This window comes from Streptomyces sp. NPDC107500, assembly GCF_055582785.1.
The window spans coordinates 49,089-74,447 of the sequence record NZ_JBVJPF010000006.1 but is presented as its reverse complement, the minus strand read 5'-3'; the positions used below and the strand labels follow the sequence as shown (position 1 = coordinate 74,447).

At 72.9% G+C, this 25,359-nt stretch carries 30 protein-coding genes; 15 read left to right on the top strand and 15 right to left on the bottom strand.

Features of this window, described 5'->3' with window-relative positions; all coding sequences use genetic code 11:
• On the bottom strand, nucleotides 1–441 hold the full coding sequence (locus ACZ67M_RS23905) for an SPW repeat protein (RefSeq protein WP_392014901.1): 441 nt from the start codon (nucleotides 439–441) through the stop codon (nucleotides 1–3).
• A 512-nt stretch (nucleotides 442–953) separates the two neighbouring features.
• On the opposite strand from ACZ67M_RS23905, the gene ssuE reads away from it, so the two are divergent.
• On the top strand, nucleotides 954–1,532 hold the full coding sequence (gene ssuE / locus ACZ67M_RS23900; protein ID WP_469852635.1) for an NADPH-dependent FMN reductase: 579 nt from the start codon (nucleotides 954–956) through the stop codon (nucleotides 1,530–1,532).
• Nucleotides 1,533–1,623: 91 nt separating this feature from the next.
• Nucleotides 1,624–2,778, top strand: a complete 1,155-nt coding sequence (locus ACZ67M_RS23895) for an LLM class flavin-dependent oxidoreductase (RefSeq protein WP_392105035.1) — start codon at nucleotides 1,624–1,626, stop codon at nucleotides 2,776–2,778.
• 39 nt (nucleotides 2,779–2,817) lie between these two features.
• On the opposite strand, the gene ACZ67M_RS23890 is transcribed toward ACZ67M_RS23895, so the two are convergent.
• A complete protein-coding gene (locus tag ACZ67M_RS23890) occupies nucleotides 2,818–3,873 on the bottom strand; it encodes an acyl-CoA dehydrogenase family protein (RefSeq protein ID WP_469852633.1) in 1,056 nt (351 codons plus the stop codon).
• A 257-nt stretch (nucleotides 3,874–4,130) separates the two neighbouring features.
• Between ACZ67M_RS23890 and ACZ67M_RS23885 the strand changes: the two genes are divergently transcribed.
• From ACZ67M_RS23885 to ACZ67M_RS23875, 3 genes are all read left to right on the top strand, one after another.
• Entirely contained in the window at nucleotides 4,131–5,021 is an 891-nt protein-coding gene (locus ACZ67M_RS23885; RefSeq protein WP_385801115.1) for a glycoside hydrolase family 19 protein, read from the top strand.
• 114 nt (nucleotides 5,022–5,135) lie between these two features.
• Nucleotides 5,136–5,528 carry a VOC family protein gene (locus ACZ67M_RS23880; protein ID WP_392014891.1) on the top strand — a complete coding sequence of 131 codons (393 nt, stop codon included), beginning with the start codon at nucleotides 5,136–5,138 and terminating at the stop codon, nucleotides 5,526–5,528.
• A 45-nt stretch (nucleotides 5,529–5,573) separates the two neighbouring features.
• Nucleotides 5,574–6,650 carry an adenosine deaminase gene (locus ACZ67M_RS23875; RefSeq protein WP_385801110.1) on the top strand — a complete coding sequence of 359 codons (1,077 nt, stop codon included), beginning with the start codon at nucleotides 5,574–5,576 and terminating at the stop codon, nucleotides 6,648–6,650.
• On the opposite strand, the gene ACZ67M_RS23870 is transcribed toward ACZ67M_RS23875, so the two are convergent.
• Complete coding sequence (locus ACZ67M_RS23870) at nucleotides 6,635–7,147, bottom strand: mycothiol transferase (protein WP_469852631.1); 513 nt, start codon at nucleotides 7,145–7,147, stop codon at nucleotides 6,635–6,637. The two genes, ACZ67M_RS23875 and ACZ67M_RS23870, sit on opposite strands and share 16 nt — an antisense overlap.
• A gap of 25 nt (nucleotides 7,148–7,172) precedes the next feature.
• On the bottom strand, nucleotides 7,173–8,057 hold the full coding sequence (locus ACZ67M_RS23865) for a LysR family transcriptional regulator (protein ID WP_361356289.1): 885 nt from the start codon (nucleotides 8,055–8,057) through the stop codon (nucleotides 7,173–7,175).
• 138 nt (nucleotides 8,058–8,195) lie between these two features.
• Between ACZ67M_RS23865 and mgrA the strand changes: the two genes are divergently transcribed.
• The gene (gene mgrA / locus ACZ67M_RS23860) at nucleotides 8,196–9,188 is read left to right on the top strand and encodes an L-glyceraldehyde 3-phosphate reductase (RefSeq protein ID WP_361356291.1); all 993 of its coding nucleotides are present in this window, start codon (nucleotides 8,196–8,198) and stop codon (nucleotides 9,186–9,188) included.
• Between the two features lie 75 nt (nucleotides 9,189–9,263).
• Here the strand turns inward: mgrA and ACZ67M_RS23855 are convergent, their stop codons facing one another.
• The gene (locus ACZ67M_RS23855; RefSeq protein ID WP_361356293.1) at nucleotides 9,264–9,650 is read right to left on the bottom strand and encodes a nuclear transport factor 2 family protein; all 387 of its coding nucleotides are present in this window, start codon (nucleotides 9,648–9,650) and stop codon (nucleotides 9,264–9,266) included.
• A gap of 376 nt (nucleotides 9,651–10,026) precedes the next feature.
• Here ACZ67M_RS23855 and ACZ67M_RS23850 point away from each other — a divergent pair, with 376 nt between their 5' ends.
• A complete protein-coding gene (locus tag ACZ67M_RS23850; RefSeq protein ID WP_392105027.1) occupies nucleotides 10,027–10,437 on the top strand; it encodes a hypothetical protein in 411 nt (136 codons plus the stop codon).
• Between the two features lie 25 nt (nucleotides 10,438–10,462).
• Here ACZ67M_RS23850 and ACZ67M_RS23845 read toward each other — a convergent pair whose 3' ends face one another.
• From ACZ67M_RS23845 to ACZ67M_RS23835, 3 genes are all read right to left on the bottom strand, one after another.
• Nucleotides 10,463–11,764 carry a streptophobe family protein gene (locus ACZ67M_RS23845; protein WP_469852628.1) on the bottom strand — a complete coding sequence of 434 codons (1,302 nt, stop codon included), beginning with the start codon at nucleotides 11,762–11,764 and terminating at the stop codon, nucleotides 10,463–10,465.
• A 74-nt stretch (nucleotides 11,765–11,838) separates the two neighbouring features.
• Complete coding sequence (locus ACZ67M_RS23840) at nucleotides 11,839–12,258, bottom strand: PRC-barrel domain-containing protein (RefSeq protein WP_392015031.1); 420 nt, start codon at nucleotides 12,256–12,258, stop codon at nucleotides 11,839–11,841.
• On the bottom strand, nucleotides 12,255–12,839 hold the full coding sequence (locus ACZ67M_RS23835) for a PRC-barrel domain-containing protein (protein WP_469852627.1): 585 nt from the start codon (nucleotides 12,837–12,839) through the stop codon (nucleotides 12,255–12,257). Before ACZ67M_RS23835 ends, ACZ67M_RS23840 begins: the two co-directional genes overlap by 4 nt.
• Before the next feature lie 144 nt (nucleotides 12,840–12,983).
• On the opposite strand from ACZ67M_RS23835, the gene ACZ67M_RS23830 reads away from it, so the two are divergent.
• On the top strand, nucleotides 12,984–13,439 hold the full coding sequence (locus tag ACZ67M_RS23830) for an ATP-binding protein (protein WP_361356299.1): 456 nt from the start codon (nucleotides 12,984–12,986) through the stop codon (nucleotides 13,437–13,439).
• A 63-nt stretch (nucleotides 13,440–13,502) separates the two neighbouring features.
• Here ACZ67M_RS23830 and ACZ67M_RS23825 read toward each other — a convergent pair whose 3' ends face one another.
• Entirely contained in the window at nucleotides 13,503–14,390 is an 888-nt protein-coding gene (locus ACZ67M_RS23825) for an RNA polymerase sigma factor SigF (protein WP_392105081.1), read from the bottom strand.
• Between the two features lie 247 nt (nucleotides 14,391–14,637).
• On the opposite strand from ACZ67M_RS23825, the gene ACZ67M_RS23820 reads away from it, so the two are divergent.
• Nucleotides 14,638–15,066: a helix-turn-helix domain-containing protein gene (locus ACZ67M_RS23820; protein WP_307009553.1), complete on the top strand. Its 429-nt coding sequence runs from the start codon at nucleotides 14,638–14,640 to the stop codon at nucleotides 15,064–15,066.
• A 44-nt stretch (nucleotides 15,067–15,110) separates the two neighbouring features.
• On the opposite strand, the gene ACZ67M_RS23815 is transcribed toward ACZ67M_RS23820, so the two are convergent.
• Nucleotides 15,111–15,713, bottom strand: a complete 603-nt coding sequence (locus ACZ67M_RS23815; RefSeq protein WP_125490397.1) for a ClpP family protease — start codon at nucleotides 15,711–15,713, stop codon at nucleotides 15,111–15,113.
• Between the two features lies 1 nt (nucleotide 15,714).
• The gene (locus ACZ67M_RS23810; RefSeq protein WP_392014876.1) at nucleotides 15,715–16,368 is read right to left on the bottom strand and encodes an ATP-dependent Clp protease proteolytic subunit; all 654 of its coding nucleotides are present in this window, start codon (nucleotides 16,366–16,368) and stop codon (nucleotides 15,715–15,717) included.
• Nucleotides 16,369–16,578: 210 nt separating this feature from the next.
• Here ACZ67M_RS23810 and ACZ67M_RS23805 point away from each other — a divergent pair, with 210 nt between their 5' ends.
• From ACZ67M_RS23805 to ACZ67M_RS23785, 5 genes are all read left to right on the top strand, one after another.
• Nucleotides 16,579–17,061, top strand: coding sequence for a VOC family protein (locus ACZ67M_RS23805; RefSeq protein ID WP_469852624.1), 483 nt, complete (start codon nucleotides 16,579–16,581; stop codon nucleotides 17,059–17,061).
• A 102-nt stretch (nucleotides 17,062–17,163) separates the two neighbouring features.
• Nucleotides 17,164–17,961: a VOC family protein gene (locus ACZ67M_RS23800; protein WP_392014870.1), complete on the top strand. Its 798-nt coding sequence runs from the start codon at nucleotides 17,164–17,166 to the stop codon at nucleotides 17,959–17,961.
• Between the two features lie 31 nt (nucleotides 17,962–17,992).
• Complete coding sequence (locus ACZ67M_RS23795; protein WP_361356308.1) at nucleotides 17,993–18,694, top strand: ribonuclease H family protein; 702 nt, start codon at nucleotides 17,993–17,995, stop codon at nucleotides 18,692–18,694.
• A gap of 92 nt (nucleotides 18,695–18,786) precedes the next feature.
• Nucleotides 18,787–20,019, top strand: a complete 1,233-nt coding sequence (locus ACZ67M_RS23790) for an FAD-dependent monooxygenase (RefSeq protein ID WP_361356310.1) — start codon at nucleotides 18,787–18,789, stop codon at nucleotides 20,017–20,019.
• Between the two features lie 4 nt (nucleotides 20,020–20,023).
• On the top strand, nucleotides 20,024–21,007 hold the full coding sequence (locus ACZ67M_RS23785) for an aldo/keto reductase (protein ID WP_361356312.1): 984 nt from the start codon (nucleotides 20,024–20,026) through the stop codon (nucleotides 21,005–21,007).
• Nucleotides 21,008–21,023: 16 nt separating this feature from the next.
• On the opposite strand, the gene ACZ67M_RS23780 is transcribed toward ACZ67M_RS23785, so the two are convergent.
• Nucleotides 21,024–21,365 carry a hypothetical protein gene (locus ACZ67M_RS23780; protein ID WP_361356314.1) on the bottom strand — a complete coding sequence of 114 codons (342 nt, stop codon included), beginning with the start codon at nucleotides 21,363–21,365 and terminating at the stop codon, nucleotides 21,024–21,026.
• Between the two features lie 162 nt (nucleotides 21,366–21,527).
• On the opposite strand from ACZ67M_RS23780, the gene ACZ67M_RS23775 reads away from it, so the two are divergent.
• On the top strand, nucleotides 21,528–22,031 hold the full coding sequence (locus ACZ67M_RS23775) for a DUF6328 family protein (RefSeq protein ID WP_361356316.1): 504 nt from the start codon (nucleotides 21,528–21,530) through the stop codon (nucleotides 22,029–22,031).
• Nucleotides 22,032–22,038: 7 nt separating this feature from the next.
• On the opposite strand, the gene ACZ67M_RS23770 is transcribed toward ACZ67M_RS23775, so the two are convergent.
• From ACZ67M_RS23770 to ACZ67M_RS23760, 3 genes are read right to left on the bottom strand one after another with little or no spacing between them, the layout of a single operon-like run.
• The gene (locus ACZ67M_RS23770) at nucleotides 22,039–22,464 is read right to left on the bottom strand and encodes an SsgA family sporulation/cell division regulator (RefSeq protein WP_361356318.1); all 426 of its coding nucleotides are present in this window, start codon (nucleotides 22,462–22,464) and stop codon (nucleotides 22,039–22,041) included.
• 36 nt (nucleotides 22,465–22,500) lie between these two features.
• Nucleotides 22,501–23,493, bottom strand: coding sequence for an LLM class F420-dependent oxidoreductase (locus ACZ67M_RS23765; protein ID WP_451854663.1), 993 nt, complete (start codon nucleotides 23,491–23,493; stop codon nucleotides 22,501–22,503).
• A gap of 57 nt (nucleotides 23,494–23,550) precedes the next feature.
• On the bottom strand, nucleotides 23,551–25,143 hold the full coding sequence (locus tag ACZ67M_RS23760; protein ID WP_392105018.1) for a serine/threonine protein kinase: 1,593 nt from the start codon (nucleotides 25,141–25,143) through the stop codon (nucleotides 23,551–23,553).
• Between the last annotated feature and the right edge of the window lie 216 nt (nucleotides 25,144–25,359).

Genomic DNA, 25,359 nt, shown 5'->3' with positions numbered 1-25,359 from the left:
CTAGCTTCTGGGGTTGCTGCGCGCCGCCGTACCGGCGCAGACCATGCCCAGGACGAGGGCGAGTGCGCCGATGATGATGTTGTTCCAGATGACGCCGGCGTCCGGGCTCGAGCCCACGATCCACGGCGAGATGATCATCCAGACGCCCATCGCGCACATGGCCCAGCTCAGGCCGTACATGCGTTCCGGGGCGCGGGTGAATCCGAGGGCCAGCAGGCCGATGGCGATGCCCACGATCAGGTTGTGGGCCACGAGCGACGGCTGGCTGGTGGTGAAGTGGAGTATCCACGGGGACACGGCGCAGTAGAGGCCGAGCAGGAACACCGGCCCGTCCACGAGCGCCACGTCACGACCACCGAGCATGCGCGCGTAGCGTTCCTGCATTTCCGGGGCGTCGGGGTGGCTGGTGATGTCACTTCTGGAGTGTGAGACGTGGGCCATGAGTCGTCTCCTTCGACTTGCAGGGCCAACCGCTTCGGTTGCGGTGTGCGGTAGCGCCGCATAAGGGTATTCTGCTCTTATTTTTCCCTTATGTGTAGTCGGGAACCCCCTCTGTCACACCCGTGTGAAATCCGCGTCCGCGGGACGAGACCGGCCCTGATCTCCTTGACCCTGTTCGACGGCGGCTGCCACGATCGACCCATGCCAACGCGACCGGACCTCACGCGGCGACGCCACGTCGACCTCGCGCGCGTCTTCAGCGCCTCCTGTCGCACCGCGGCCTGATCCCGCCGATCCGCCGCCCCCTTCCCACCCCGCCGCACCGGCCCGGCACCGCCCTGCGAGCGACTCCCCGCACCGCCCCAACCGGTGGCCGTCCAGGCTCCCGTCCGGCCCGGTGCTTCCCATGTCCCGGTCCGGTGGCTCCCCGAGGGGAGGACGGACCGGGAATTCCGCCGCGCGCCCCGGCCGGAGGGCGCGTACCGCCTCCCCGCCTTCCCGAAAGAGGACTTATGGCCACCGTCCTGTCCGTCTCCGGCAGCCCGTCCGCCTCCTCCCGCACCCACCGGCTGCTGCGCCACCTCGACGAACGGCTGACCGCGCAGGGCCACGACGTGATCCCGCTCGACGTCCGCACCATTCCCGCCGAAGCGCTGCTCGGCGCGGACTTCGGGCACCCCGCCATCACCGAGGCCGCCGCGCTGTTCGCCCGCGCCGACGGCGTCGTCGTCGGCACCCTCGTCTACAAGGCGTCCTACTCCGGCGTACTGAAGGCACTGCTCGATCTGCTTCCGCAGTACGCCCTCACCGGCAAGACGGTGCTGCCGCTCGCCACCGGCGGCTCCACCGCCCACGTCCTGGCGATCGACTACGCGCTCCGCCCGGTGCTGAACTCCATGGGCGCCGCACACATCGTGCAGGGCTGGTTCACGCTGGACCGGGACATCACGGCGCACGAGGACGGGTCGGTCGGCGTCGCACCGGGCTCGGCGGAGGCGCTCGCCCAGGTGGTCGACCAGTTCTCGGCGGCCCTGGGCACTTTGGTGGCGGCGCCCGCGCCGGCCCCGCCCGTGCTGGCCGCGGCCGTCTGACCGGCGCGCCGCGACCGTAGGCCGCTCGCCCTTCCGCCTCCCCGCCCGGCGCCCGCACGCCGTGGCCGCACGTCCCCGAACGGAGATCCCCGTGTCGTCCCTCACCTTCCACTGGTTCCTGCCCACCAGCGGCGACAGCCGCGACGTCGTCGGCGGCGGCCACGGCGCCCCGGACACCGCCACCGGCCCCGGGCGCCGCCGGCCGCCGACGGTGGCCTATCTCGGGCAGATCGCGCGCGCCGCCGAGAACCTGGGCTTCGTCGGCGCGCTCACGCCCACCGGTGCCTGGTGCGAGGACGCGTGGCTGACCACCGCGATGGTCTCCCAGGCCACCGAGCGCCTGAAGTTCCTGGTCGCCTTCCGCCCCGGCTTCGTCTCACCCACGCTCGCCGCGCAGATGGCGTCCACCTTCCAGCGGCAGAGCGGCGGACGGCTGCTGCTCAACGTCGTCACGGGCGGCGAGAGCCGCGAACAGCGGGCCTACGGCGACTTCCTGGACAAGGACGCCCGCTACCGGCGCACCGGAGAATTCCTGCACGTCGTGCGGGAGTTGTGGCAGGGCGGCACCGTGAACCTGCGCGGCGAGCACCTCCAGGTCGAGGAGGCGCGGCTCACGCGGGTCCCCGACCCCGTGCCCGAGGTGTACTTCGGCGGCTCCTCACCCGCCGCGGTCGAGGTCGCCGCCCGGCACGCGGACGTGTACCTGACCTGGGGCGAGCCGCCCGCGCAGGTCGCCGGCAAGATCGCCCGGCTGCGGGAGGCGGCCGCGCGCGAGGGCCGCACCCTGCGCTTCGGCATCCGGCTGCACGTCATCACGCGCGACACCGCGGCGGACGCCTGGGCCGAGGCCCACCGGCTGCTCGACGGCTTCGACCCGGACACCGTACGGGAGGCGCAGGCCAACCTCGCCCGCAGCGAGTCCGAGGGGCAGCGGCGCATGCTCGCCCTGCACGGCGGCTCCCGCGACGCCCTGGAGATCCACCCCAACCTGTGGGCCGGGATCGGCCTGGTGCGCGGCGGGGCGGGCACCGCCCTGGTCGGCGGCCACGACGAGGTCGCCGAGCGGATCGCCGAGTACCACGCCCTCGGCATCGACGAGTTCGTCCTCTCCGGCTACCCGCACCTGGAGGAGGCGTACTGGTTCGGCGAGGGCGTCCTGCCGCGCCTCGCCGCCCGGGGGCTCTGGCGCCACCCCGAGCACGCGGGTGCCGGCGCCGAGGAGACGGTGCTGCCGGTCGCCGTCTAGCCGTCCCAGGCGTCTCCGGCGTCCCTGGCGTCCAGCCGTCTAGACGGAGGCCAGCGCGGCCAGGTGGGCCTCGCGCACCGTGGCCGTCTGGCCCTGGATCAACAGGAACACCGCCTCCCGCGCGATCCGTTGGGCCGGGCTGTCCACACTCGTGGCCCGCCCGCCCCCGGCCACGACCGCGGCGGTCGTGGCCGCCCGCAGCAGCTCGTACGCCCGCGTCCGCAGCGCCAGCCGCTCCTGGACGTGCTCGTGCGGGACGGGGTGGTCGGCGAGCGCGTACGCCCGCTCCCGCACCTCGTCCAGCCGCGCGCGCAGGGCGTCGGCCGCGCCGCGATCGGCGGGCGCGGTGCCGAGCAGGTCCAGCGCGGCGTACCCGAGGCCGAAGACGGCCGGGGACGTGTTGGTGCTGCGGGGTACGTCGACGCGGGCGAACTCCTCGCGGGGCGTGCGCAGTACGACCGACTCCTCCGGCACCCACAGGCCGTCCAGCGTCAGCGACACCGTGCGGGCCGCCGTCAGCGCCACCAGCCGCATCGGCGCCGACGCCCGCAGCCCCGGCTGCTCGCGGGCGTCGGCGAAGGCGAACACCACCTCGTCGGAGTCCGTCACGCCCGCGAGCAGCATCAGGTCGTTCAGGCCCCAGCCCGTGTACCAGGGCACGGTGCCGTCGAAGCGCACCCCGCCCCGCTCGACGGTGGCCCGCACCGGCACCCGGGGATGGGACCGGACGTGCGCGTAGGCGATGCCCGCGAGCAGTTCGCCGGTGGCGAGCGGACGCAACAGGCGTTCGCGCACGGCGAGTCCGGGCTCCGCCCTCGCCAGCAGCCGTACCGGCGTGTGGTGCTGGGTCTGCACGAACCACGTGGAGCAGCACGCCCCGGCCAGGATCTCGGCGACCTCCCTGGCGACCCGGTCCGGGGCGCCGGCCCCGCCGGACTCCCCGGGCGCGCTCACCCCGAGCAGCCCGGAGCGCCGGACCGCCTCGATGTGACTCCTGGGCACGACGTCCTGGTCGACGCACTGGGCGGACGGGGCGAGCAGGTCGTCGGCGAGCCGGTGGGCCTCGGCGACGAGCGGGTGGGTCGTGGTGGTCATACGGCGATTCTCCCGGCCGGTTCCGGACGGTGACGAGCGGGCGCGGTACGGCGAGTCCCCGCCAGGCCGGAAAGCGGCCCCGAGTCCGACTGGTCTACACCCTTGACTGGTACAGACCAACGCGGTTGAGTGTGCGTCACACCCCCCACTACGGCCGCCCCCGACGCCGTGACCGGCCAGGCCGGCGCGTGCGCGCAAGGCCTCGCCCCGGCCTGCCTTGCGCGGGAGCGGCCGTGCCCGCCAAAGGAGGCAGTCCTGTGTCGAGGCGCCGTATCTCCGCCCTGGTGGCCGTGCTCGCCCTCGCGGGCGCCGTACCCACCCTCCTGCCCGCCGCCGAGGCGTCCGCCGCCGCCTGTTCGAGCTACCCGGCCTGGACGGCGGGCAAGAACTACAACGCCGGCGACATCGTCCGCTACACCGACGGCAAGGCGTACATCGCCGAGCACGCCAACCCGGGCTACGACCCGGTGATCAGCACCTGGTACTGGGAGCCGTACGCCTGCGGCGGCGGTCCGGGTACGCCGGTCGGCAACTTCGTGGTGAGCGAGGCCCAGTTCAACCAGATGTTCCCGGGCCGGAACTCCTTCTACACCTACAGCGGCCTCACCGCCGCGCTCAGCGCCTACCCCGGCTTCGCCAACACCGGCGGCGACGCCACCAAGAAGCAGGAGGCCGCGGCCTTCCTCGCCAACGTCAGCCACGAGACCGGCGGACTCGTGCACGTCGTCGAGCAGAACACCGCCAACTACCCGCACTACTGCGACTGGAGCCAGCCCTACGGCTGTCCGGCCGGCCAGGCGGCGTACTACGGGCGCGGGCCGATCCAGCTCAGCTGGAACTTCAACTACAAGGCCGCGGGCGACGCGCTCGGCATCAACCTGCTGGGCAACCCCTGGCTGGTGCAGAACGACGCGGCCGTCGCCTGGAAGACCGCCCTGTGGTACTGGAACACCCAGTCCGGACCGGGCAGCATGACCCCGCACAACGCCATGGTCAACGGCGCCGGCTTCGGCCAGACGATCCGCTCCATCAACGGCTCCCTGGAGTGCGACGGACGGAACCCGGCGCAGGTCCAGAGCCGCGTCACCAAGTACCAGCAGTTCAGCCAGATCCTCGGCGTCTCCCCGGGCGGCAACCTGTACTGCTGACCCGCCCCGGGCCACCCGTCGGCCGCGTCCCGCTCCGGCAGGACGCGGCCGACTTGGCGTCCGGGAGTTTTACGTATAACCTCTCCCGTCAACCGTCCGTCCGGAAGGGCCCCGATGACACGTATCGCCCTGGTCACCCTCGTCGTCGACGACTACGACGAGGCGATCCGCTTCTACACCGAGGCCCTCGGTTTCCGCCTGGCCGAGGACGCGCCCCGGCCCGACGGTTCCCGCTGGGTGGTCGTCGAACCCGGCAGCCCCGGCCAGGGCACGGCGCTGCTGCTGGCCCGCGCCAAGGGGGAGGCCCAGCGCTCCCGGATCGGCGACCAGACCGGCGGACGGGTCGGCTTCTTCCTGCACACCGACGACTTCGCCCGCGACCACGCCCGCATGACCGCCGCCGGCGTGACCTTCCTGGAGGAGCCCCGGCACGAGCCATACGGCTCGGTCGCCGTCTTCCAGGACCTCTACGGCAACCGCTGGGACCTGCTCCAGCCCGCAGCCTGAACCCTCCCGATCATCCGCCCAGACCCCGCCGAGGAACCACCGCACATGTCATCTACGCGCATAGACTCCGAAACCCTCCGCCGCCTCCCCAAGGCCGTGCTGCACGACCACCTCGACGGCGGCCTGCGCCCCGCGACCGTCGTGGAACTGGCCGCGGCCGTCGGCCACACCCTGCCCACCACCGACCCCGACGAGCTGGCCGCCTGGTACTACGAGGCCGCCAACTCCGGCGACCTGGTGCGCTACATCGCCACCTTCGAGCACACCCTCGCCGTGATGCAGAACCGCGAGGGCCTGCTGCGCACCGCCGAGGAGTACGTCCTCGACCTGGCCGCCGACGGGGTCGTCTACGGCGAGGTCCGCTACGCCCCCGAGCTGATGACGAACGGCGGCCTGACCCTCGCCGAGGTCGTCGAGACCGTCCAGGAGGGCCTGGCCGCGGGCATGGCCAAGGCCGCCGCGGCCGGCACCCCGGTCCGGGTCGGCACCCTGCTGTGCGGCATGCGGATGTTCGACCGCACCCGCGCCACCGCCGACCTCGCGGTGGCCTTCCGGGACGCAGGCGTCGTCGGCTTCGACATCGCCGGCGCCGAGGACGGCTTCCCGCCCGCCGACCACCTCGACGCCTTCGAGCACCTGCGCCGCGAGAACGTGCCCTTCACCATCCACGCCGGCGAGGCGCACGGCCTGCCCAGCATCCACCAGGCCCTCCAGGTGTGCGGCGCCCAGCGCATCGGCCACGGCGTGCGCATCACCGACGACATCCCCGACCTCGCCTCCGGCAAGCTGGGCCGCCTCGCGGGCTGGGTCCGCGACCGCCGGATCGCCCTCGAGATGTGCCCGACCTCCAACCTCCAGACCGGCGCCGCCACCTCGATCGCCGAGCACCCCATCACCGCGCTGAAGGACCTCGGCTTCCGCGTCACCCTGAACACCGACAACCGCCTCGTCTCGGGCACCACGATGACCCGCGAGATGTCCCTGCTCGTCGAGCAGGCCGGCTGGAGTGCCGAGGACCTGCGCACGGTGACGGTGAACGCCCTCAAGAGCGCCTTCATCCCCTTCGACGAGCGCAACGCCCTGATCGAGGACGTCGTCCTGCCGGGCTACGCGGCGCTCTGAACGAGCCTGGCCACATAGGCGGCCTGTCCGGCGTGCTGGAGATCGTCGGACAGGACGCTGACCAGCCGCACGCCCAGGGTGACCGGCGGGTCCCAGTTGTCGTCCACGACCCGCTCCAGGTCCTTGGCGGTCAGGGAGCGCAGGGCCCCGAGCGTCTGCTCGTGCACGGCGTCGTAGTAGCCGGTCAGCAGGTCGCCCGAGTCGACGCGCACCTTCGCGACCTCGGCGGGACTGTGGCCGTACCCGGTGTCCCGGCGGGGCAGGCCGAGGCCGAAGCGCTTCTCCCACTCACCGGCCAGCCACACCTGGTCGAGGCCGAAGGCGTCCGCGACGTGGTCGTCCTGGACGCGGGTGAGATGCCAGACGAGCCAGGAGACGGAGTTGGCCTCGTCGGCGGGGCGGGTGTTCAGGCCGTCGGGGTCGAGGCCCTCGACGGCGGCGTGGACTTCTTCCCGGATACGGGCGTAGCCCTCGATGAGGATGTCCTTCGCATGCATACGTCCACCATCGCGCAGTCCGCCCTCACCCGCTCCCCGCTTCCAGCAGCCCCATCAGCGCCCGCGCCGCGGGACTGGTCGCCTGGGCGGGCGGCAGCAGCGCGATGGTCTCGTACTCCGTCCCGTCCGCGTCCTTCAGCGGCAGCGAGGTGAGGGCGGCCCGCTTGTGCCGGAAGTGCCGCGGCACCACCGCGATACCGAGGTTCTCGTCGATCAGGTCGAGCAGCCCGTGCACGTCGTTCACCTCCAGCGGCACGGTCCGCCGTACGCCCGCCGCGGCGAAGACGGCGTCGGTGACGCGGCGCGGACCCCAGTCCGGGTGGAAGTCGACGAAGACCTCGTCGGCTAGATCGTGCGGGGTGAGCACCGCGCCGTCCGCCGCGAGCCGGTGGCCGGGGTGGCAGAGCACCGTCATCGGCTCGCCGGACAGCGGGACCGAGCGCAGCTGTTCGGCGTCGGCCTGGGTGCGGTAGGCGAAGGCCAGGTCGAGCCGCCCGGCCGCCACCTCCTCGGCCAGTTCGCCGGAGCCCGCCTGCCGCAGCCGGATCTCCACGTCCGGGTGGAGCCGCCGGAACGCGGCCAGCAGCCCCGCCACCGGCACCCCGGCGATGCACTGCTCGGCGCCCAGCGAGAGCGTGCCGCGCAGCACCCCCTGCACGGCGGCCACCGCCTCGTGCGCCGACCGCACCTGGGCGAGGATCCGCTCCGCCTCGCCCAGCAGCGCCCGCCCGGCCTCCGTCAGCGTCACCCGGCGGGTGGTCCGCACGAACAGCGGCGCCCGCAGTTCCCGCTCCAGCGCCCGGATCGACGCCGACAGGCCCGACTGGGACACCAGCAGCCGCTCCGCCGCACGGGTGAAGTGCTGGTCCTCGGCGACCGCCACGAAATGCTGAAGATGACGCAGTTCCATGATTGAGAAGCGTAACCGCGCAATCCCATCGGATTCTTCTGTTGGACCACTGCACGCAGGTCAGGCCAGAGTGGGGGACGGTTCCAGCCGGATCCACCCCTACCCGTACCCGGGTGCCCAACCCCCTCTGGAGTCGCGTTGTACACCGCACACCCCGACCGCTACGCGGACATGCCCTACCGGCGCACCGGACGCAGCGGCCTGAAGCTCCCCGCGCTCTCGCTCGGCCTGTGGCACAACTTCGGCCCGGACCGTCCCGCCGAGACCCAGCGCGCGATCCTGCGCCGAGCCTTCGACCTCGGCGTCACCCACTTCGACCTCGCCAACAACTACGGCCCGCCGCCCGGCTCCGCCGAGACCGCGCTGGGCGAGGCGCTGAAGGCGGACTTCGGGTCGTACCGCGACGAGCTGGTCGTCTCCACCAAGGCCGGCTACCTGATGTGGCCCGGCCCGTACGGCGAGTGGGGCTCGCGCAAGTCCGTCCTGTCCTCCCTCGACCAGAGCCTGACCCGCATGGGCCTGGACTACGTCGACATCTTCTACTCGCACCGACCCGACCCGGAGACTCCCCTGGAGGAGACGATGGGCGCCCTGCACACGGCGGTGCAGCAGGGCAAGGCGCTCTATGTGGGCGTCTCGAACTACTCCGCCGAGCAGACCCGCGAGGCCGCCCGCATCCTCGGTGAGCTGGGCACCCCGCTGCTGATCCACCAGCCGCGCTACTCCATGCTCGACCGCCGCCCCGAGACCGGCGGCCTGCTGGACGCCCTCGACGAGCTGAAGGTCGGCTCCATCGCCTACTCCCCGCTGGAGCAGGGCCTGCTCACCGGCCGCTACCTCGACGGCATCCCGGAGGGCTCGCGCGCCGCGAGCGACAGCCCGTTCCTCAAGTCCGAGGCGGTCACCGAGGAACTGGTCGGCCGGCTGCGCTCCCTGGACGAGATCGCGAAGTCCCGCGGCCAGTCGCTGGCCCAGATGGCTCTCGCGTGGGTGCTGCGCGAAGGCCGCGTGACGTCGGCGCTGGTCGGCGCGAGCAGCCCGCAGCAGCTGGAGGACAGCGTCGCGGCCACCAGGAACCTCGACTTCGGCGCCGACGAACTGGCCCGCATCGACAAGATCGTCAACAAGTAGGGCGCGGCCGCGGTATGCCCGGGTCCCGGAGGCGGGTCACCGCCTCCGGGACCCGGGCCGTTCGCCGGGGCGCCCTCACGCCCCGGCGGGCACCCGGTCCAGGAAGCCGAACACGGCGCTGATCCGGTCCTCGTCGTCCAGCCTGACCACGTCGGAGCCGGCCACCGGTGCGGAGCCGTCGGCCTCGCTCACCAGCTCCCAGGAGAAGCGGGCCGTGTCGTGGTGCCCGTCCACGGCACCGGACAGCCGGAACACGAAGCCGGGGAACTGCTCGTGTGCCGCCGCGATCACGGCCGCGATCTGCTCGTGGCCGCGGACATCGGCCAGGGGGTCGGTGTAGCCGCCGTCATTGGTCCAGGCCGCGGCGACCGCCTCGGCCCGCGCCTCCGGCGCCGCGTTCCACGCCTCGAAGTAGCGGGCGACGGCGTCTTCGTGGCGGCGGGCGGGTGCGGATGCGGACATGGCGATCAGCCTCCATCGAGGTCGTGTGCGCTGGTCAGGGACCGGATCCCGGTCTCGGCGACCCGGTACCGCAACCATGCCCGCACCCCGCGCGCACCGTCGATTACCCGCGGGGTCATGGCGGCGGCCCGCGCATCCGCCGACGTAAGGCCCACCCGGAATCGGGACGACCGGCGGCACGGGGCGGCTTTCGGCCATCAACGGCTGTGAATATGCCAGGAGACTGGCCGGAAATTCATGGTGACAGTGGTTCATCGGTGAACATACTCACCTCTAGGGCCTCTCACACCATGCGACAGGGCCCTCACGCACAGCACACGAGCCGCACGGACGCGCTGCCCGACCGGCAGGCGGTGGGTGACGGGGGAGGGTAGCAGTGCACGACGAGTTCCTGTGCCACGTCACCGCCTACGGCGTCTGTGACGGCCGGCGCATCGGTGTCCCGCTCGGTACCTACCGGGCGCCCACCCTCGCCCTGGCCCTGTGGTGGCTGCGCGACCGCGCCTCCTGGATGGCCGAGCGGCTGGACCCGCAGCCCGACACCCCCCACTTACCGCGCGCCGCCCTGACCCCCGTCGCCGACGACGCGCCCGACGTGCCGCGCGTGCTGCGCACCTGGTGCGCCGACGACCTCCAGCAGGAACTGGTCGCCGACGAACTGGCCGCGGGCCGCCTGGTGCGGATCGCGACCAGGGACGACACCACCGAGTACGAGCTGATGGCCGAGTCCGTGGACGCACTCCGCATGCAACGGGCCTCCCCGCCCCTCGTCGTCCCGGTGGCCTGACCCTCCCAGGACCCGCGTGACCGCCCTAGGCGCCCGTCGGAGCCCGCCCCGCCCGTCGCCTCGCCCACCGTGCGAGCAGCGCGCCGAGCGCCCCCGCGACCAGTCCCCAGAGCAGGGCGAGCCCCACCGCGCTCCACAGTTGCGGCCGCAGGAAGAGCCGGCCGGACAGGCCGCCGCCGAGGTCGCCGATGCCGAGCACGGACAGCCCGTAGTGGGCGAAGACGCGGCCGACGAGGCCGATCATCAGGACCGTCAGCGCCAGGGCCACCGCCAGGTGCACCGCGTGCAGCCAGAGCGGTGTCCGGGCCGGTGAGCGCAGCGCCATGACGAACCCGGCCGCCACGACCAGCACCACCGCGGCGACCAGCAGCCACCACATCCGCCCGTCCTGCTCCGTGAGCGTGCCCAGGTTCACGGTCGAGACGTCCTGAGTGCGCAGCACCTCGTCCACCACCCGCGGCATCGGCAGCCCGAACGGCCCCTCGACCCGCCCGTTCCAGGTCGCGCCCAGGCCGATCGTGAGCGCCGGCCAGGCCAGGTTCGGCAGGCCGAGGAGCAGCACGGCGAAGGTGTCCGCCGGGTGCCCGCGCGTCCCGGCGACGACCAGGCCGACGACGACGCCGATGACGACGTAGGCGAGCAGCAGCGCGACCATCGCGTACGCCGCCGGCCGCACCGCCGTGTGCAGGCGCAGCAGCCGGCCGGGCAGCGGCGCCCCGCGGGAGACCAGCAGGGCCAGCACCAGCACGCCCGCCAGCCACAGCAGTCCGAAGAGCACGGTCAGCGGCACGTCCGCGGTGAAACCGACGGTCGGCCTGACGCCGAACAGGTCGCCGAGGTCGCTCAGCACACCCTCGCCGAGGGACACCTCGAAGGTCTGGCGCACGGCGAAGGCCAGCCCGAGGAGGGCGATCAGCCACAGGAACGCGATCCGCCCCGCCCAGCCGGCCAGCTCGGTGGCGCCGGCGACGGCGCGGTGGCGCAGCGGCCGCAGGAAGCCGTGGGCGATCGCCAGCGCACCGGTCAGGGTGACGGACAGCGGCATCACGGTCAGTCCCGCGTCGGTGTCGGCGAACTCCCCAGCGTCCCCGGCCAGTTCCAGCGCACCGCCCAGGGCGGTGACGATGGTCGCCACGACCACCCGGGGAAAGGCGTTGTCGGGCAGGTTGGCGGCCCCGGCCGCCCACAGTCCGAGCGCCGCCACGACGCCCATGGCCACCAGGGCGGCCAGCACGGTGATCAGGGCCTGCGCCCAGCCGTGCCGGGCGACCGCCCGGCCGGGGGGTGCGGTCCGGCCGGGGGTTCCGGAGGGGTTTCGCGCACTCACGCTGCCACGCTAAGCAGGCCCTGCCGGGCCCGCCCGCCGACTGGGCCGTCCGCGCGGCGGCCCGCCGTTCCCGGTCAGGCGGCGCGGACCACCAGGGCGTGGTCGCCGAGCCCCAGCAGGCGATCGGGCGCCACCTCGCCCCGGGTGGTGAAGACCGCGAGGACACGGCCCGTCGCCGTGTCGAAGGCGGCGTCCAGCACCGTGCCGTGCGCCGTGCCGCCCTCGGTCAGGACCCGGTGGCCCAGCAGGTCGTGGTGGGGCACGGCCGGCTCGGTGGAGCCCGTGGACCGCACCCGGACGGCGCTCGGCCCGATCGTGTCCACCGCGTCCCAGGCCAGCACCGTCTCCCGGCGCAGGCGCCCGCCGCGGAACCGGACGTGGCTCACGGTGCCGGAGGCGATGTCGACGGCCAGGGACACCACGGTGCCGAGCGGACCCGCCCCGGCGGCCGACGGCACCACCGGCAGCCCCCGCACCTCGGTGAACAGCATCACGGCAGCGAGCCCCGCCACGGGCCGGGCACACCGCCCACCAGGGAGCGGAAGCCCGGCAGGTCGTCTGCGACGTGCCGGACGGCGTCCTCGGGCAGGACGAGGGCGCGACCGGTGACCGAGAGCGTCCCGCCGCGCGGCACGTACACCCGCCGCCGGTGGCGGGCCGGCCCCGGCACGAACCGGCGGCTCGCCGCCACCCGGAAGCCGACGACCCGCCCGGCGGTGCCGCCCTCCACGACTACGTCGAGCACCGTGCCGACCTCGGCGCCCGTCTCGGTCAGCACCCGCGCGCCCAGCAGCCGGGCCCGCAGGGGCTGCTGCCGCGCCGTCATGGCCGCCGCGTTCACCAGGCCCCGCCGGTCGCGGATCATCACCGCGTCATGGCCCAGCGCGGACACGGCCGCCCAGGGCAGGCCGTCCTTGAGGGGGCCGGACAGCAGCCCTCGCCCGGTCAGAGTGAAACCGGTGATCCGGGACGCGGCGGCGTCGCATACGGTGTCCTTGACGTGGGCGACGGCGTCGCCGCCGAGGGTCACCACCGGCCGGGTGGTGATGCTTCGCGCGGCCATCAGCTCGTTCATCGCACCCCTTCCCGCCTTCTCGGGTTCCCCGCTCCACTGTGACGATGCCCGCACTACGAGAAGACGGGGACTGCGTCGCGCGGCTCGGGGTACGAGGACGGGTGCAGCAGCGACCGGCCAGTCCGGCTTCCGAGAGAGACACGCATGACCGAGCACCTGGACGGGGCAGTGATACGTACTGGTTTCGACGTCCCCGTTGAACCGCTGAGGCGGGCGGCACACTACTCCGGTGAGCCGGGGTGCATAGCGCAGGCGCGAGGCTTCGCCGCGCTCTTCCTCGACCAGCTGAGGACCGAGTGGTGCGCCGCGATCGGCTCCCGCTCCGACGGCGCGGTCCTGCTGGTGGTGAGTGAACTCGTGACCAACGCCGACCGCCACAGCAGGGGTCCGTACATCCTGGAGCTGGAGGGCACCGGAGCCTCGGTGGCGGTGACCGTGTACGACAGCAGTGGCGCGGTGCCCGAGCGGTTCCCCAAGGACCCCGAACGCGTGGGGCACCACGGCCTGGAGATCGTGCACGCCCTGGCGGAGAGCGTCGTCGTCGAACCCGTCCCCGTCGGCAAGCGGGTCCGTGCCGTGGTCCCGCTCACCCAGGCCTGAACGTGAGCGTGGTGCCCCTCACCGAAGCGTGAGGAGCACCACGAGGAACCACGGGCACCGCGGTCAGGCGCAGCCGAGTTCGCCCAGCATGCCCTCGCGCAGCCGGGTGATGATCCGCTTGATCAGCCGGGACACGTGCATCTGCGAGCAGCCGAGCTCCGCGCCGATCTCGGCCTGCGTGGCCTCCTCGACGAACCGCATGTGGATGATCCGGCGGTCCCGCTCGCTCAGCTCGGCCATCAGCGGCGCCAGCGAGTGGAAGTCCTCGACGAGCCGCAGCCCGTCCTCCTCCACACCGATGAAGTCGGCCAGCACCGACTCGCCGTTCTCCGGGCCGTCGCCGGTCAGCGCCGCGTCCAGCGAGGACGAGTTGTAGCCGTTGGACGCGATCTGGCCCTCGATCACCTCGCTCTCGCCGATGTTCATCAGCGTGGCGAGTTCGGCCACGGTGGGCTCGCGGTCCAGGCGGGAGGAGAGCTCCTCGCGGGCCTTGGCCAGCTCCACCCGCAGCTCCTGGAGCCGGCGCGGCACGTGCACCGCCCACGTGGTGTCCCGGAAGAAGCGCTTGATCTCGCCGACGATGTACGGCAGCGCGAACGAAGTGAACTCGACCTCGCGCGACAGTTCGAACCGGTCGATGGCCTTGATCAGGCCGATCATGCCGGTCTGGACGATGTCCTCCATGTCGTCGCCGCGACCGCGGAAACGGCCGGCGGCGAACCGCACGAGCGACATGTTCATCTCGATCAGGGTGTTGCGCGCGTACTGGTACTCGTGCGTGCCCTCTTCGAGCTCCGTCAGGCGCTGGAAGAACTGGCGGGACAACTGCCGCGCGTCACGCGGCGCCACGGTGCGGGGGTCCACGGCCCCGGACAGGGTTCCCTCACCCGTCCCGCCCCCGGCGGTCTTCCCGACAACCTGCGCTTTCGGCCGGACCACGGCGGTCTCCATTACCTCTCCCACGAAAGTCACGGTTCAGACGTCTCCCTAGGTTCCCGCCTGCGGGTACCCGGGTCACGGCAGCACATGCCCCCCGTTCTCACGGGTGGCGGAAAACGGTCGCCGCCGCCACGTCGTCGCGGGGTGATGCCCTGCTGTCCCAGCGTAATCCCGCGGGTTGCCCCCGTCACCCGCGGATTCCCCTCAGGGCGGAACGCCGAACCCTTCCACGACGCGGCCGCGCTCCTAGGCTGGGGAGGTGACCAGCCACGTGCCGAACGAAGCCCGCGTCATTCCGCTGCGCCCGCAGGCCACGCGCCCGGCAGCCCGCCCCGCCGTCGCGCCGGTGCCCCCGGAGCGAAGGCCGCCCACCGCCCGCGAGCCCCTCTGGCGCGATCTCGTCGGCGACGTCCTGCGCGGCGAACGCCTCGCCCAGGAGCGGACCCTGAAGGAGGTGTCGGAGGCCGCCCGGATCTCCATGCCGTACCTGTCGGAGGTGGAGCGCGGGCGCAAGGAGGCGTCGTCGGAGGTGCTCGCCGCCGCCGCGGGCGCCCTCGGGCTCTCCCTGGGCGACCTGCTGGCCCGGGCCCACGGGGAGCTGGTCCGCCTCACCTCGCGGCACACCGGCGCGGGCGCCGGCCGGGGCGCCTCCGGCGCGCGGTACGACGGGATGTGCCTGGCCGCCTGAGCGGCCGTCCGGGCCGGCGCCTCGTGCGACGCCGGCCCGGTTCCTCACACCCTCGCCAGGCGCCGGGCGAGCACCTCGTCCGCCAGCCCGTACGCCACGGCCTCCTCGGCGGTGAACACCTTGTCGCGGTCCATGTCGGCGCGCAGGGTGGCGACGTCGTGGCGGGTGTGCCGGGCCAGCACCTCCTCGACCTGGGAGCGGATCCGGACCATCTCCTTGGCCTGCAGCGCCAGGTCGGAGACGGTGCCCTGCCGGCCGCCGCTGGCCGGCTGGCCCAGCAGGACCCGCGCGTGCTCCAGCACGAACCGCCGCCCCGGGTCCCCGCCGGCCAGCAGCACGGCCGCCGTGGACGCGGCCTGCCCGACGCAGAACGTCGAGATCGGCGCCTGCACGAACGTCATCGTGTCGTAGATCGCCATCAGCGAGGTGAACGAGCCGCCCGGGGAGTTGATGTAGACGGCGATCTCGGTCTCCGGGGCCGACGACTCCAGGTGCAGGAGCTGCGCGATCACGACGTTGGCCACGCCGTCGTCGATCTCGGTGCCCAGGAAGATGATCCGCTCCGACAGCAGCCGGCTGAAGACGTCGTAGGACCGCTCGCCCTGCGGGGTGCGCTCGACGACGTTCGGAATCGTGTAGCTCCCCATGTCACAGTCCCATCCGTCGGGCGGGGGCGGCCGGGCGCACGTCCGCGAAGGACTCGACGACCCGGTCCACCATTCCGTACTCCTTGGCCTCCTCGGCCGTGAACCAGCGGTCGCGGTCACCGTCCCGGGAGATGGTCTCGGGGGTCTGGCCCGTGTGCTCGGCGGTGATCCGCTCGATCGTCCGCTTGGTGAACTCCAGGTTGTCGGCCTGGATCTCGATGTCGGCGGTGGTGCCGCCGATACCCGCGGAGGGCTGGTGCATCATGACCCGCGCGTTCGGCAGCGCGTAGCGCTTGCCCGCCGCGCCGACGCTCAGCAGGAACTGGCCCATGCTGGCGGCGAAGCCCATGGCGAGCGTGGACACGTCGTTGGGGATCAGCCGCATCGTGTCGTAGACGGCGAGCCCCGCGTGCACGGAGCCGCCGGGGCTGTTGATGAACAGGCTGATGTCGGCGCGCGGGTCCTGCGCGGACAGGATCAGCAACTGGGCGCATACCCGGTTCGCGGAGACCTCGTCGACCTGCGTGCCCAGCAGCACGATCCGCTGGTCGAGCAACTGCGCGGCGAGCTGTTCGTCGAACCGGGTCGAGGGGGTGTCGCCCTCCTCCGAGCGGGGCAGTGCGGCCGGGCCGGGGCCGGCGATGAGTGGGAACATCGGCGCTCCTTGTCGAGTCGTGGACGGTCCTGGAGGGTGGGTGGTACGCGGCTCGCGGCGCCGCGTTCCCTCACTCGTTCACTCTCGGCCCGCCGTGGCCCCGGGCGGCGCGTTCTCTGCCCGCGGCAGATTCGCCACGGGCAGAGCGATGACTTTCGCGGTCCGCGCCGGTCGACAGTGGTGACCGAGTTCCACGCCCAGGAGGCAGTCATGAGCACCGACGGATTCACCACGTGTCTCTGGTTCGACGGCACGGCCGAGGAGGCCGCCCACTTCTACGTCTCCCTCTTCAAGAACTCCCGCATCGGCCCCGTCACCCACTACCCCGAGGGGTCGTACCAGCCCGCCGGCACCGTCCTCACCGTCGACTTCACCGCCAACGGCCAGAAGTTCGTCGCCCTCAACGGCGGCCCGCAGTTCCGGTTCAACGAGGCGGTCTCCTTCCAGATCTCCTGCGAGACCCAGGACGAGGTCGACCACTACTGGGCGAAGCTGACCGAGGGCGGCGGCGAGGAGGGACCCTGCGGCTGGCTCAAGGACCGGTTCGGCGTGTCCTGGCAGGTCGTCCCGATCCGGCTGGAGGAGATGTTCCGCGACCCGGACCCCGAGAAGGTCGCGCGCGCCAACAAGGCCATGATGGCGATGCACAAGCTCGACATCGCCGCCCTGGAGCAGGCGTACGCCGGGGAGTGAGGGCCCGCTCCGGCGCGCGAGGCGCCCCGTGGATGACTAGCGTGAGGAAACGGACGGCCCCTGCCGTCCGGACCGGTCAGTACGCGCACGGGAGGCGGCACCATGGCCGTGCAACCTGAAGGGGCCCCCTGCTGGGCCGACGCGATGTTCGGCGACGTCGAGGCAGCCAAGAGCTTCTACGGCGACGTCCTCGGCTGGACCTTCGGCGAGTCCTCGTCGGAGTACGGCAACTACACCCAGGCGTATGCGAACGGCAAGGCGGTGGCGGCCGTGGTCCCGCCCATGCCCGGCCAGGAGGGCCCCGCGCAGTGGTGCCTCTACCTCGCGTCCCGGGACGCCGCGGCGACCGCGGCCCGGATCCGGGAGGCCGGCGGCGAGGTGGTCATGGAGCCGATGCGGGTCGGCGACTACGGCACCATGTGCCTGGCCCGCGACCCGAGCGGCGTCGTCTTCGGCGTCTGGCAGGCGGGCACCCACGAGGGCTTCGGGGCGATGGCCGAGCCCGGCGCGTACTGCTGGGCCGAGGTCTTCACCCGCGAACCCGGCAAGTCGGACGCCTTCTTCCCCCAGGTCTTCCCCTACAAGGCGAAGCAGATGGAGGACGACGGGGTGGACTTCCGCCTCTTCGACCTCGGCGACCGCACCGTCCTGGGCCGCATGGCCATGGGGGACGACTTCCCGCCCGAGGTTCCCCCCTACGTCAACGTCTACTTCACCGTCCCCGACTGCGACGCGGCCGTGACCCGCGCCACCGAACGCGGCGGCGTCCTGCGGTTCGGGCCGATGGACACCCCGTTCGGCAGGTTCGCGGCGCTCAGCGACCCGCAGGGCGCGAGCTTCTCGGTGATCGACATCACCACCACCGAGGGGGAGATGCCGAAGATCACGGACGTCGCCTGAGCGCCGTCCCGGAGCCCCGCCGCGCCATGGCATGATCGGGCGCATGGGTGAACGTGTGGTGGCCGCGTGCGACGGGGCGTCGAAGGGAAACCCGGGTCCGGCCGGCTGGGCCTGGGTGGTGGCCGACGCCTCGGAGACACCGGTCCGCTGGGAGGCCGGCCCGCTCGGCAGGGCCACCAACAACATCGCCGAACTCACGGCGCTGGAACGCCTGCTGGCATCGACCGACCCGGACGTGCCGCTCGAGGTCCGCATGGACTCGCAGTACGCCATGAAGGCCGTCACCACCTGGCTGCCCGGCTGGAAGCGCAACGGCTGGAAGACGGCGGCCGGCAAGCCGGTCGCCAACCAGGAACTGGTCGTGCGCATCGACGAACTGCTCGCCGGACGCTCGGTCGACTTCCGCTACGTCCCCGCCCACCAGGTCGACGGCGACCGTCTCAACGACTTCGCCGACCGCGCCGCCAGCCAGGCCGCGGTGGCCCAGGAGCCCGCGGGCAGCGGCCTCGGCTCCCCGGAGCCGCCGCCCGCCCCCGACGTCCCGGCGGCCGGGAAGTCGCCGCGCCGCAAGCCGGGCACCGCCCGCAAGGGCAACGGGTCCGCGGCGCGCACCATCAAGGCGAAGTTCCCGGGCCGCTGCCTGTGCGGACGGGCGTACGCGGCGGGGGAGTCCATCGCCAAGAACGACCAGGGCTGGGGCCACCCGGAGTGCCGCACGGCGACCGTCGGCTGATCCGCGCGGACCCCTCGGCCGTGTGACGCCGTTTTCCGCGCCGCCCTTGCTACTCTGCGTGTCCCCATGACCGCGACGAGTGCATACCAGGGGTGTGTGTGAAGGTCGCCTGCGTCGGCGGCGGGCCCGCCGGACTGTATCTGTCCATCCTGCTGAAGCTGCAGGACCCGTCCCACGACATCACCGTCTACGAACGTGACCCGGAGGGCTCCACCTACGGCTGGGGCGTCACCTACTGGCGCGGACTGCTCGACCGGCTCCGGGAGCACGACCCCGAGTCGGCGCGCGCCGTCGAGGAGCACTCCGTGCGCTGGCGCGACGGCGTCGCCCACGTCGGTGACCTCTCCACCCGGCACCAGGGCGACGAGGGCTTCGGCATCGGCCGCCACCGGCTCCTGGAGATCCTCGCCGCCCGCGCCCGCTCCCTCGGCGTGCGCCTGGAGTTCGACCACGAGATCACCGGCGCGAACCCGCCCGCCGCCGACCTCGTGGTGGCCGCCGACGGCGTGGGCAGCGCGCTGCGCACCCACCACGCCGCGCACTTCGGCAGCGAGATCACCTTCGGCCGCAACCGCTACGTCTGGCTCGGCACCACCAAGGTCTTCGACGCCTTCACCTTCGCCTTCACCGAGACCGACCACGGCTGGATCTGGGCCTACGGGTACGGGTTCGGTCCCGGCGGCAGCACCTGCGTCGTCGAGTGCGGGCCCGAGACCTGGACCGGTCTGGGGCTCGACCGGGCCGACGAGGGCGAGGCACTGGTCCTGCTGGAGAAGCTCTTCGCCGACGTCCTGGACGGACACCCGCTCGGCGCAGGCTCCGGCGGCGGTCGCGCCGGCGCCGGCTGGCCCGCCTTCCGCACCCTCACCAACCGCACCTGGTCCCGGGGCAACCTCGTCCTGCTCGGCGACGCCGCCCACACCACGCACTACTCCATCGGCGCCGGCACCACGCTCGCCCTGGAGGACGCCATGGCCCTGGCCGCGGCGCTGCGCGAGCACGCCCGCCTGCCCGACGCGCTCGCCCGGTACGAGCGGGAACGCAGGGCCGCCCTGCTGCCGGTGCAGAGCGCCGCCCGCCACAGCGCCCAGTGGTACGAGAACCTGCCCCGCTACATCGGTCTGCCCCCGGAGCGGATGTTCGCCCTGCTCGGGCAGCGCCACTCGCCCCTGCTGCCGTACGTCCCGCCCGGCCTCTACTACCGGCTCGACCGGGCGGCGGGGCGGCTGGAGGCGCTGCGCCGGTTCAAGCGCTGGCTGGGACCGCGGCTGGCGCGGGCCGCGCAGGCCCGCAGAACCGCGGGCGCGCGGCGGATGACAGACTGACGCCATGGACGAGCGCACTTTCGGCAGGTCGGATCAGCACGCGTCGGTGGTCGGCCTCGGCACCTGGCAACTGGGCGCCGACTGGGGGGACGTCGACGACAAGCAGGCCCTCACGGTGCTGGAGGCGGCGGCCGAGTCGGGGGTGACCTTCTTCGACACCGCCGACGTCTACGGCGACGGCCGCAGCGAGGAGACCATCGCCACGTTCCTGCGCGGCAGGCCCGACCTGCACGTGCTGGTCGCCACCAAGATGGGCCGCCGGGTCGAGCAGATCCCGCAGAACTACGTCCTCGACAACTTCCGCGAGTGGAACGACCGGTCGCGCCGCAACCTCGGCGTCGACGTCGTCGACCTGGTGCAGCTGCACTGCCCGCCCACGCCCGTCTACTCCAGCGACGAGGTCTTCGACGCCCTGGACACGCTGGTCGAGGAGGAGCGCGTCGCCGCGTACGGCGTGAGCGTGGAGACCTGCGAGGAGGCGCTGACCGCGATCGCCCGGCCGAACGTGGCGAGCGTGCAGATCATCCTCAACCCGTTCCGGATGAAGCCCCTGACCGAGGTCCTGCCCGCGGCCCGGGAGGCGGGCGTCGGCATCATCGCCCGGGTGCCGCTCGCCTCCGGACTGCTGTCCGGCAAGTACACCAAGGACACCGTCTTCGCGGCGAACGACCACCGGAACTTCAACCGGCACGGCGAGGCATTCGACCAGGGCGAGACGTTCTCCGGCGTCGACTTCGCCACCGGTGTGGAGGCCGCCGCGGAGTTCGCCGCGCTCGCCCCCGAGGGATACACCCCGGCCCAGCTGGCCCTGCGCTGGGTCGTCCAGCAGCCCGGTGTGACCACGGTGATCCCGGGAGCACGTTCGCCCGAGCAGGCGCGCGCCAACACCGACGCCGCCCGGCTCCCGGAACTGTCCGACCGGACCCTCGCGGCGGTCCGCGACCTCTACGACCGGCGGATCAAGGACCAGGTCGAGGGCCGCTGGTAGCCGGTGCGCCGCGGCCTCACGGCACCAGGAGCAACTGCCGTTCGCGTTCCTGGTCGCCGGCGGCCGCTCCCTCGTCGCGCGTGCTGAAGGCGTGCGACAGCGTCGTGCTCGCCGCCTCGACCGCCTGCGGCGTGCCCTGGACGGTGACCGTCACCGGCGCGGACAGCGCGGCCCGCGCCGCCGCCGGGGCGGCCTCCGGTGAGGGCGGGGAGTCGAAGGTCGCGGTGCGCACCGTCGCCCGCTCGTCGGACGGGCGGCCGTCGGGTGGCCCGAAGACGTCCTCCAGCGCCCGCACGACGGCCCGCGCGTCGTCGAGGCCGCCGCCGCTGAGCGTCACGGTGAGCTGAGTGTCGGACATCCTTCGCACTTCCTCCCTGTGTGCCGTTCTGTCCGGCCCGTGTAACCGCCCGCCGTTCCCTCAAACCGGGGGTCCTCGCCCCGGCCCGGCGCCTGAGTGCGGGGATCGCGGGAACAGAGACGTGAAAGGAGAACACACGGGCGACGGCGAGCGGGAGGAACCGTGAGCGACTCGGGCACGGCCGACGGCGGGGGGCGGCGCAGAGGCCGCAACGAGACCGAGGAGGAGCGGGCCGACCGGATGTGGTCGGAGCTGATCCAGGAGGTGCGCGTCGCGCAGATGGGCGTGCAGATCCTGTTCGGCTTCCTGCTCACCGTCGTGTTCCAGTCCAAGTACGAGGAACTCTCCGTCACCGACCAGCGGATCTACCTGGTGACGGTGGTGCTCGGCGCCGTGACCACCGGCGCCCTGATCGGTCCGGTGTCCCTGCACCGTCTGGTGTCCGGGCGTCGGGTGAAGCCCCAGGCGGTGCGGTGGGCGTCGCGGCTGACCGTGCTCGGACTGGTGCTGCTGCTCGCCACCATGGCCTGCTCGCTCCTGCTGATCCTGCGCGTCGCGACCCACAACGGGTTCGTGCCCTACGTCGTGACCGGCGTCGTGCTCTGGTACCTGATCTGCTGGTTCGGGATCCCGATGTGGACCCGGCACCGGCACACCGCCGACTGAGGCGGGGTCAGCCCTCGGCCGTCAGTTCCGCGAGGAAGTCGTCGACGCGCACCTGCTCCGTGCCCGGCCGGACCACGGCGTGCGTCTCGCGCAGCAGCGCCTCGACGGCCGCGGCCCAGACGAACACCACGGCGCGGTGGCGGTCCCCGTCGGACCGGTCGTCGCCCAGCAGTTCGATGCGCAGCTCGTCCCACACGCCCCGCGACTGGGGCCGTATCCGTACGTCGCCGACGCCGACCGGCCGCGTCAGCCCCTCGCCCACCATCTGCCGGTCCAGTGACCAGCGGGCGAGGACGCGGCCGTCGTGGCTGAACACCACGGTGAGCGCGAACGGGTCCAGCGCGTCGTAGGAGAAGTGCGCGAGTACCGGGAAGCGGTCGGTGTCGCCCGTCCGGATCTGCACGACGAGGGTCCTGTGCACGGCGGTGTTCACGGGTGACCTCCAGCGGGACGGACGTAGAGCCCTCTCCTACCCCGCGGTCGGTCGGCTATCGCCCAGCGCCTCGCGGAGCGCGGGCAGCAGGGTCTTCTCCGACCAGTCCAGGAAGGCGTGCTGGGACTCGCCGCCGATCTGCACCAGGGCGATCTCGGTGAAGCCGGCCTCCACGTACGGGCGCACGGCCGCCACGAAGGCGTCCGGGTCGTCGCCGCAGGGGATGGACCCGGCGACGTCCTCGGGGGTGACGAACTGGGTGGCCGCCGCGAAGGAGTCCGGGTGGGGCAGCTCCGAGTTGACCTTCCAGCCGCTGCCGAACCAGCGGAACTGGGCGTGGGCGCGCTCCACCGCCGCCTCCCGGTCGGGGTCGTAGCACACCGGCAGCTGGCCCACGCGCGGCTTGCCCGTGCCGCCGTGCCGGTCGAAGGCCGCCAGCAGTTCCGCCTTGGGCTCGGTGGCGATCACGAGGTCGGCGAACTCGCCCGCCAGTGCGCAGGAGCGGTCGCCGGAGACGGCGATCCCGATCGGCGGCGCGCTCTCCGGCAGGTCCCACAGCCGCGCCGACTCCACGTCGAAGTGGGTGCCGCGGTGGTTCACGTGGCCGCCGTCGAAGAGCGCCCGGATGATCTCCACGGCCTCCCGGAGCATCTCGTGCCGCACGTCGACGGACGGCCAGCCGCCGCCCACCACGTGCTCGTTGAGGTTCTCGCCCGAGCCGAGACCCAGCCGGAACCGGCCCTCGGACAGCAGTTGCAGCGTCGCCGCCTTCTGCGCCACCACCGCCGGGTGGTAACGGAAGGTCGGGCACGTCACGTACGTCATCAGCGGGATGCGGGAGGTCGCCTGGGCCGCGGCGCCCAGCACGCTCCAGGCGTACGGTGAGTGGCCCTGCGACCGAAGCCAGGGGAAGTAGTGGTCCGAGGTCACCGAGAAGTCGAACCCCACCTCCTCCGCCCGCACCACATGGCCGACGAGTTCACGCGGGCCGGCCTGCTCGGTCATCATCGTGTATCCGATGTGTGCCATGGCGTCCGGGTCCCCGCCCGGCCGGAGGGAAAACCGCCGTGAACGGGAGGGAAGCGGTCAGGCCGTGTCCTCCCGGAAGCTTGCGAGCAACGTGGCGAGCGCCCGTTCGTTCTCGCCGTCGTCCCAGTCGGCGGCCGGGGCCGTCCAGCGCAGCGAGAAGCTGCGCCCGCCGCCGAGCAGGAACCCGCGGCCGAAGGTGCGGAGCCGGTCGCCGTCGTCGTAGGCCGTCCACTGCATGTCGGCGGCCTCCCGCCCCCGGTACGTCGTCGCCCGGATCTCGCCGATCCGCCGGTAGCCGCCCGAGCGTTCCAGTCCCGGCTCGACGTCGTCGCGCCACACCGCGACCGGGTCCTCGCCCGCGCGCTCGCTGTAGGTGACCGCGAGGGTGCGCGGGTCGCCGGACGCGCCGAAGACGACCCGGTAGGCCCCGTCCGGCACCCGAGAGGTGTCCAGGCGCCGCCAGTTCCCGGGCAGGGCCACGGAGAAGCCCTCCGGCGCGTCGTAGCGGCTGAACCCGGCGGGCAGCGTTCCGCCGGCGGGTTGCGACGGTGACGGACGCGCGCTCGACGGGGGCGCGGGTGAGGCGGGGGCGGAGTCCTCGGGGGAGGGAGCGGCGGGGGCCGAGGGGCGCTGCCGGGCGTCCGTGCCCGAATCGTCGTCGGTGCCGGGCAGCCCCTGGGTGGCGGCGACGACGGCGACCGTGACCGTGACCAGCGCGAGGGCGGTCCCCACGACCGTGCCGCGCCGGCTCCACGCCCGGCTCGCGCCCCGGGCCGCGGCGTACACACCGCGCAACCGGGGGCCCGGAACCTCGCGCACGGCCGTGTCGGGGTCCTCCGTCAGCACCCGGGTCAGCGCCTCGCGGACCACCGGGCGGGTCAGCCGCTCGCGGGAGTCCTTGCGCAGCAGGCCCAGCACGGCCTGGGTGAGTGGACCGGTGCGCGCCGGAGTGCGCAGCGGCAGCCGGTCCACGCCCTTCAGTGTCGCCTCGGCCCGGCCGCGGTCGCGGAAGGGCGGACGCCCCTCGACCATGGTGTAGAGGATCGCGCCCAGCGTCCACAGGTCCGCCGCGGGGCCGATCCGCTCGTCGCGGGCCTGCTCGGGCGAGGCGTACGAGGGCGCGGTGAGCCGCGGGGCGAGGGTGGCGCCGGCCAGCCCGAACCCGGTGACGGCGACCGAGCCGTCCTCGCGCACGAACACCTGGCCCGGGCTCAGCTCGCCGTGGGTGATGCCCTCGCCGTGCGCCGCGTCCAGCACGGCCAGCAGTTCCAGGCCGACGCGTGCGGCGCGCACGTAGTTGAACGTGCCCTGCCGGTCCAGGAGGTCGCCGAGCGGTACCCCGCCGACCCACTCGGTCACCGTCCACAGGGCGCCGTCCGCGACGGTCGCGTCGATCACCGGGACGATCCGCCCGGGGCACAGCCGCTCCACGGTCTCGCAGGTGCGGACCACCCGCCCGGTGGTCCGGCGGGCGGTGTCGCCGGACTGTTCCTCCGGGAGCGCGATCCGTGTGACCAGGCACGGCCGGCCCGTCCCGGTGTCCTCCCCGGACCAGCAGACGCGGTTCGTCTCCTCGTGGACGACCTCCAGCAGGCGGTACCGCCCGGCGACCAACTCGTGTGTGGAGACGTGCGCCCAGCCCATGGCCATCCCTCGTTCGCACCGCTGGCTCTCAGCTTGTCCAGGGATACGGTGAGCGGGCCCGGACGCGTTCAACGAATGCGCGATCCGGGCCCCTTTCTGACCCTTCTTCAAAATGCGCCGAACACCTGCGCGACGACGTATGCGGGAAAGGTGGCCGACCCGGTATGGACCAGCCCTGAACTGGGTGGTCCCGCACAGCCCGTCCGTCCCGAATTCCGCCAC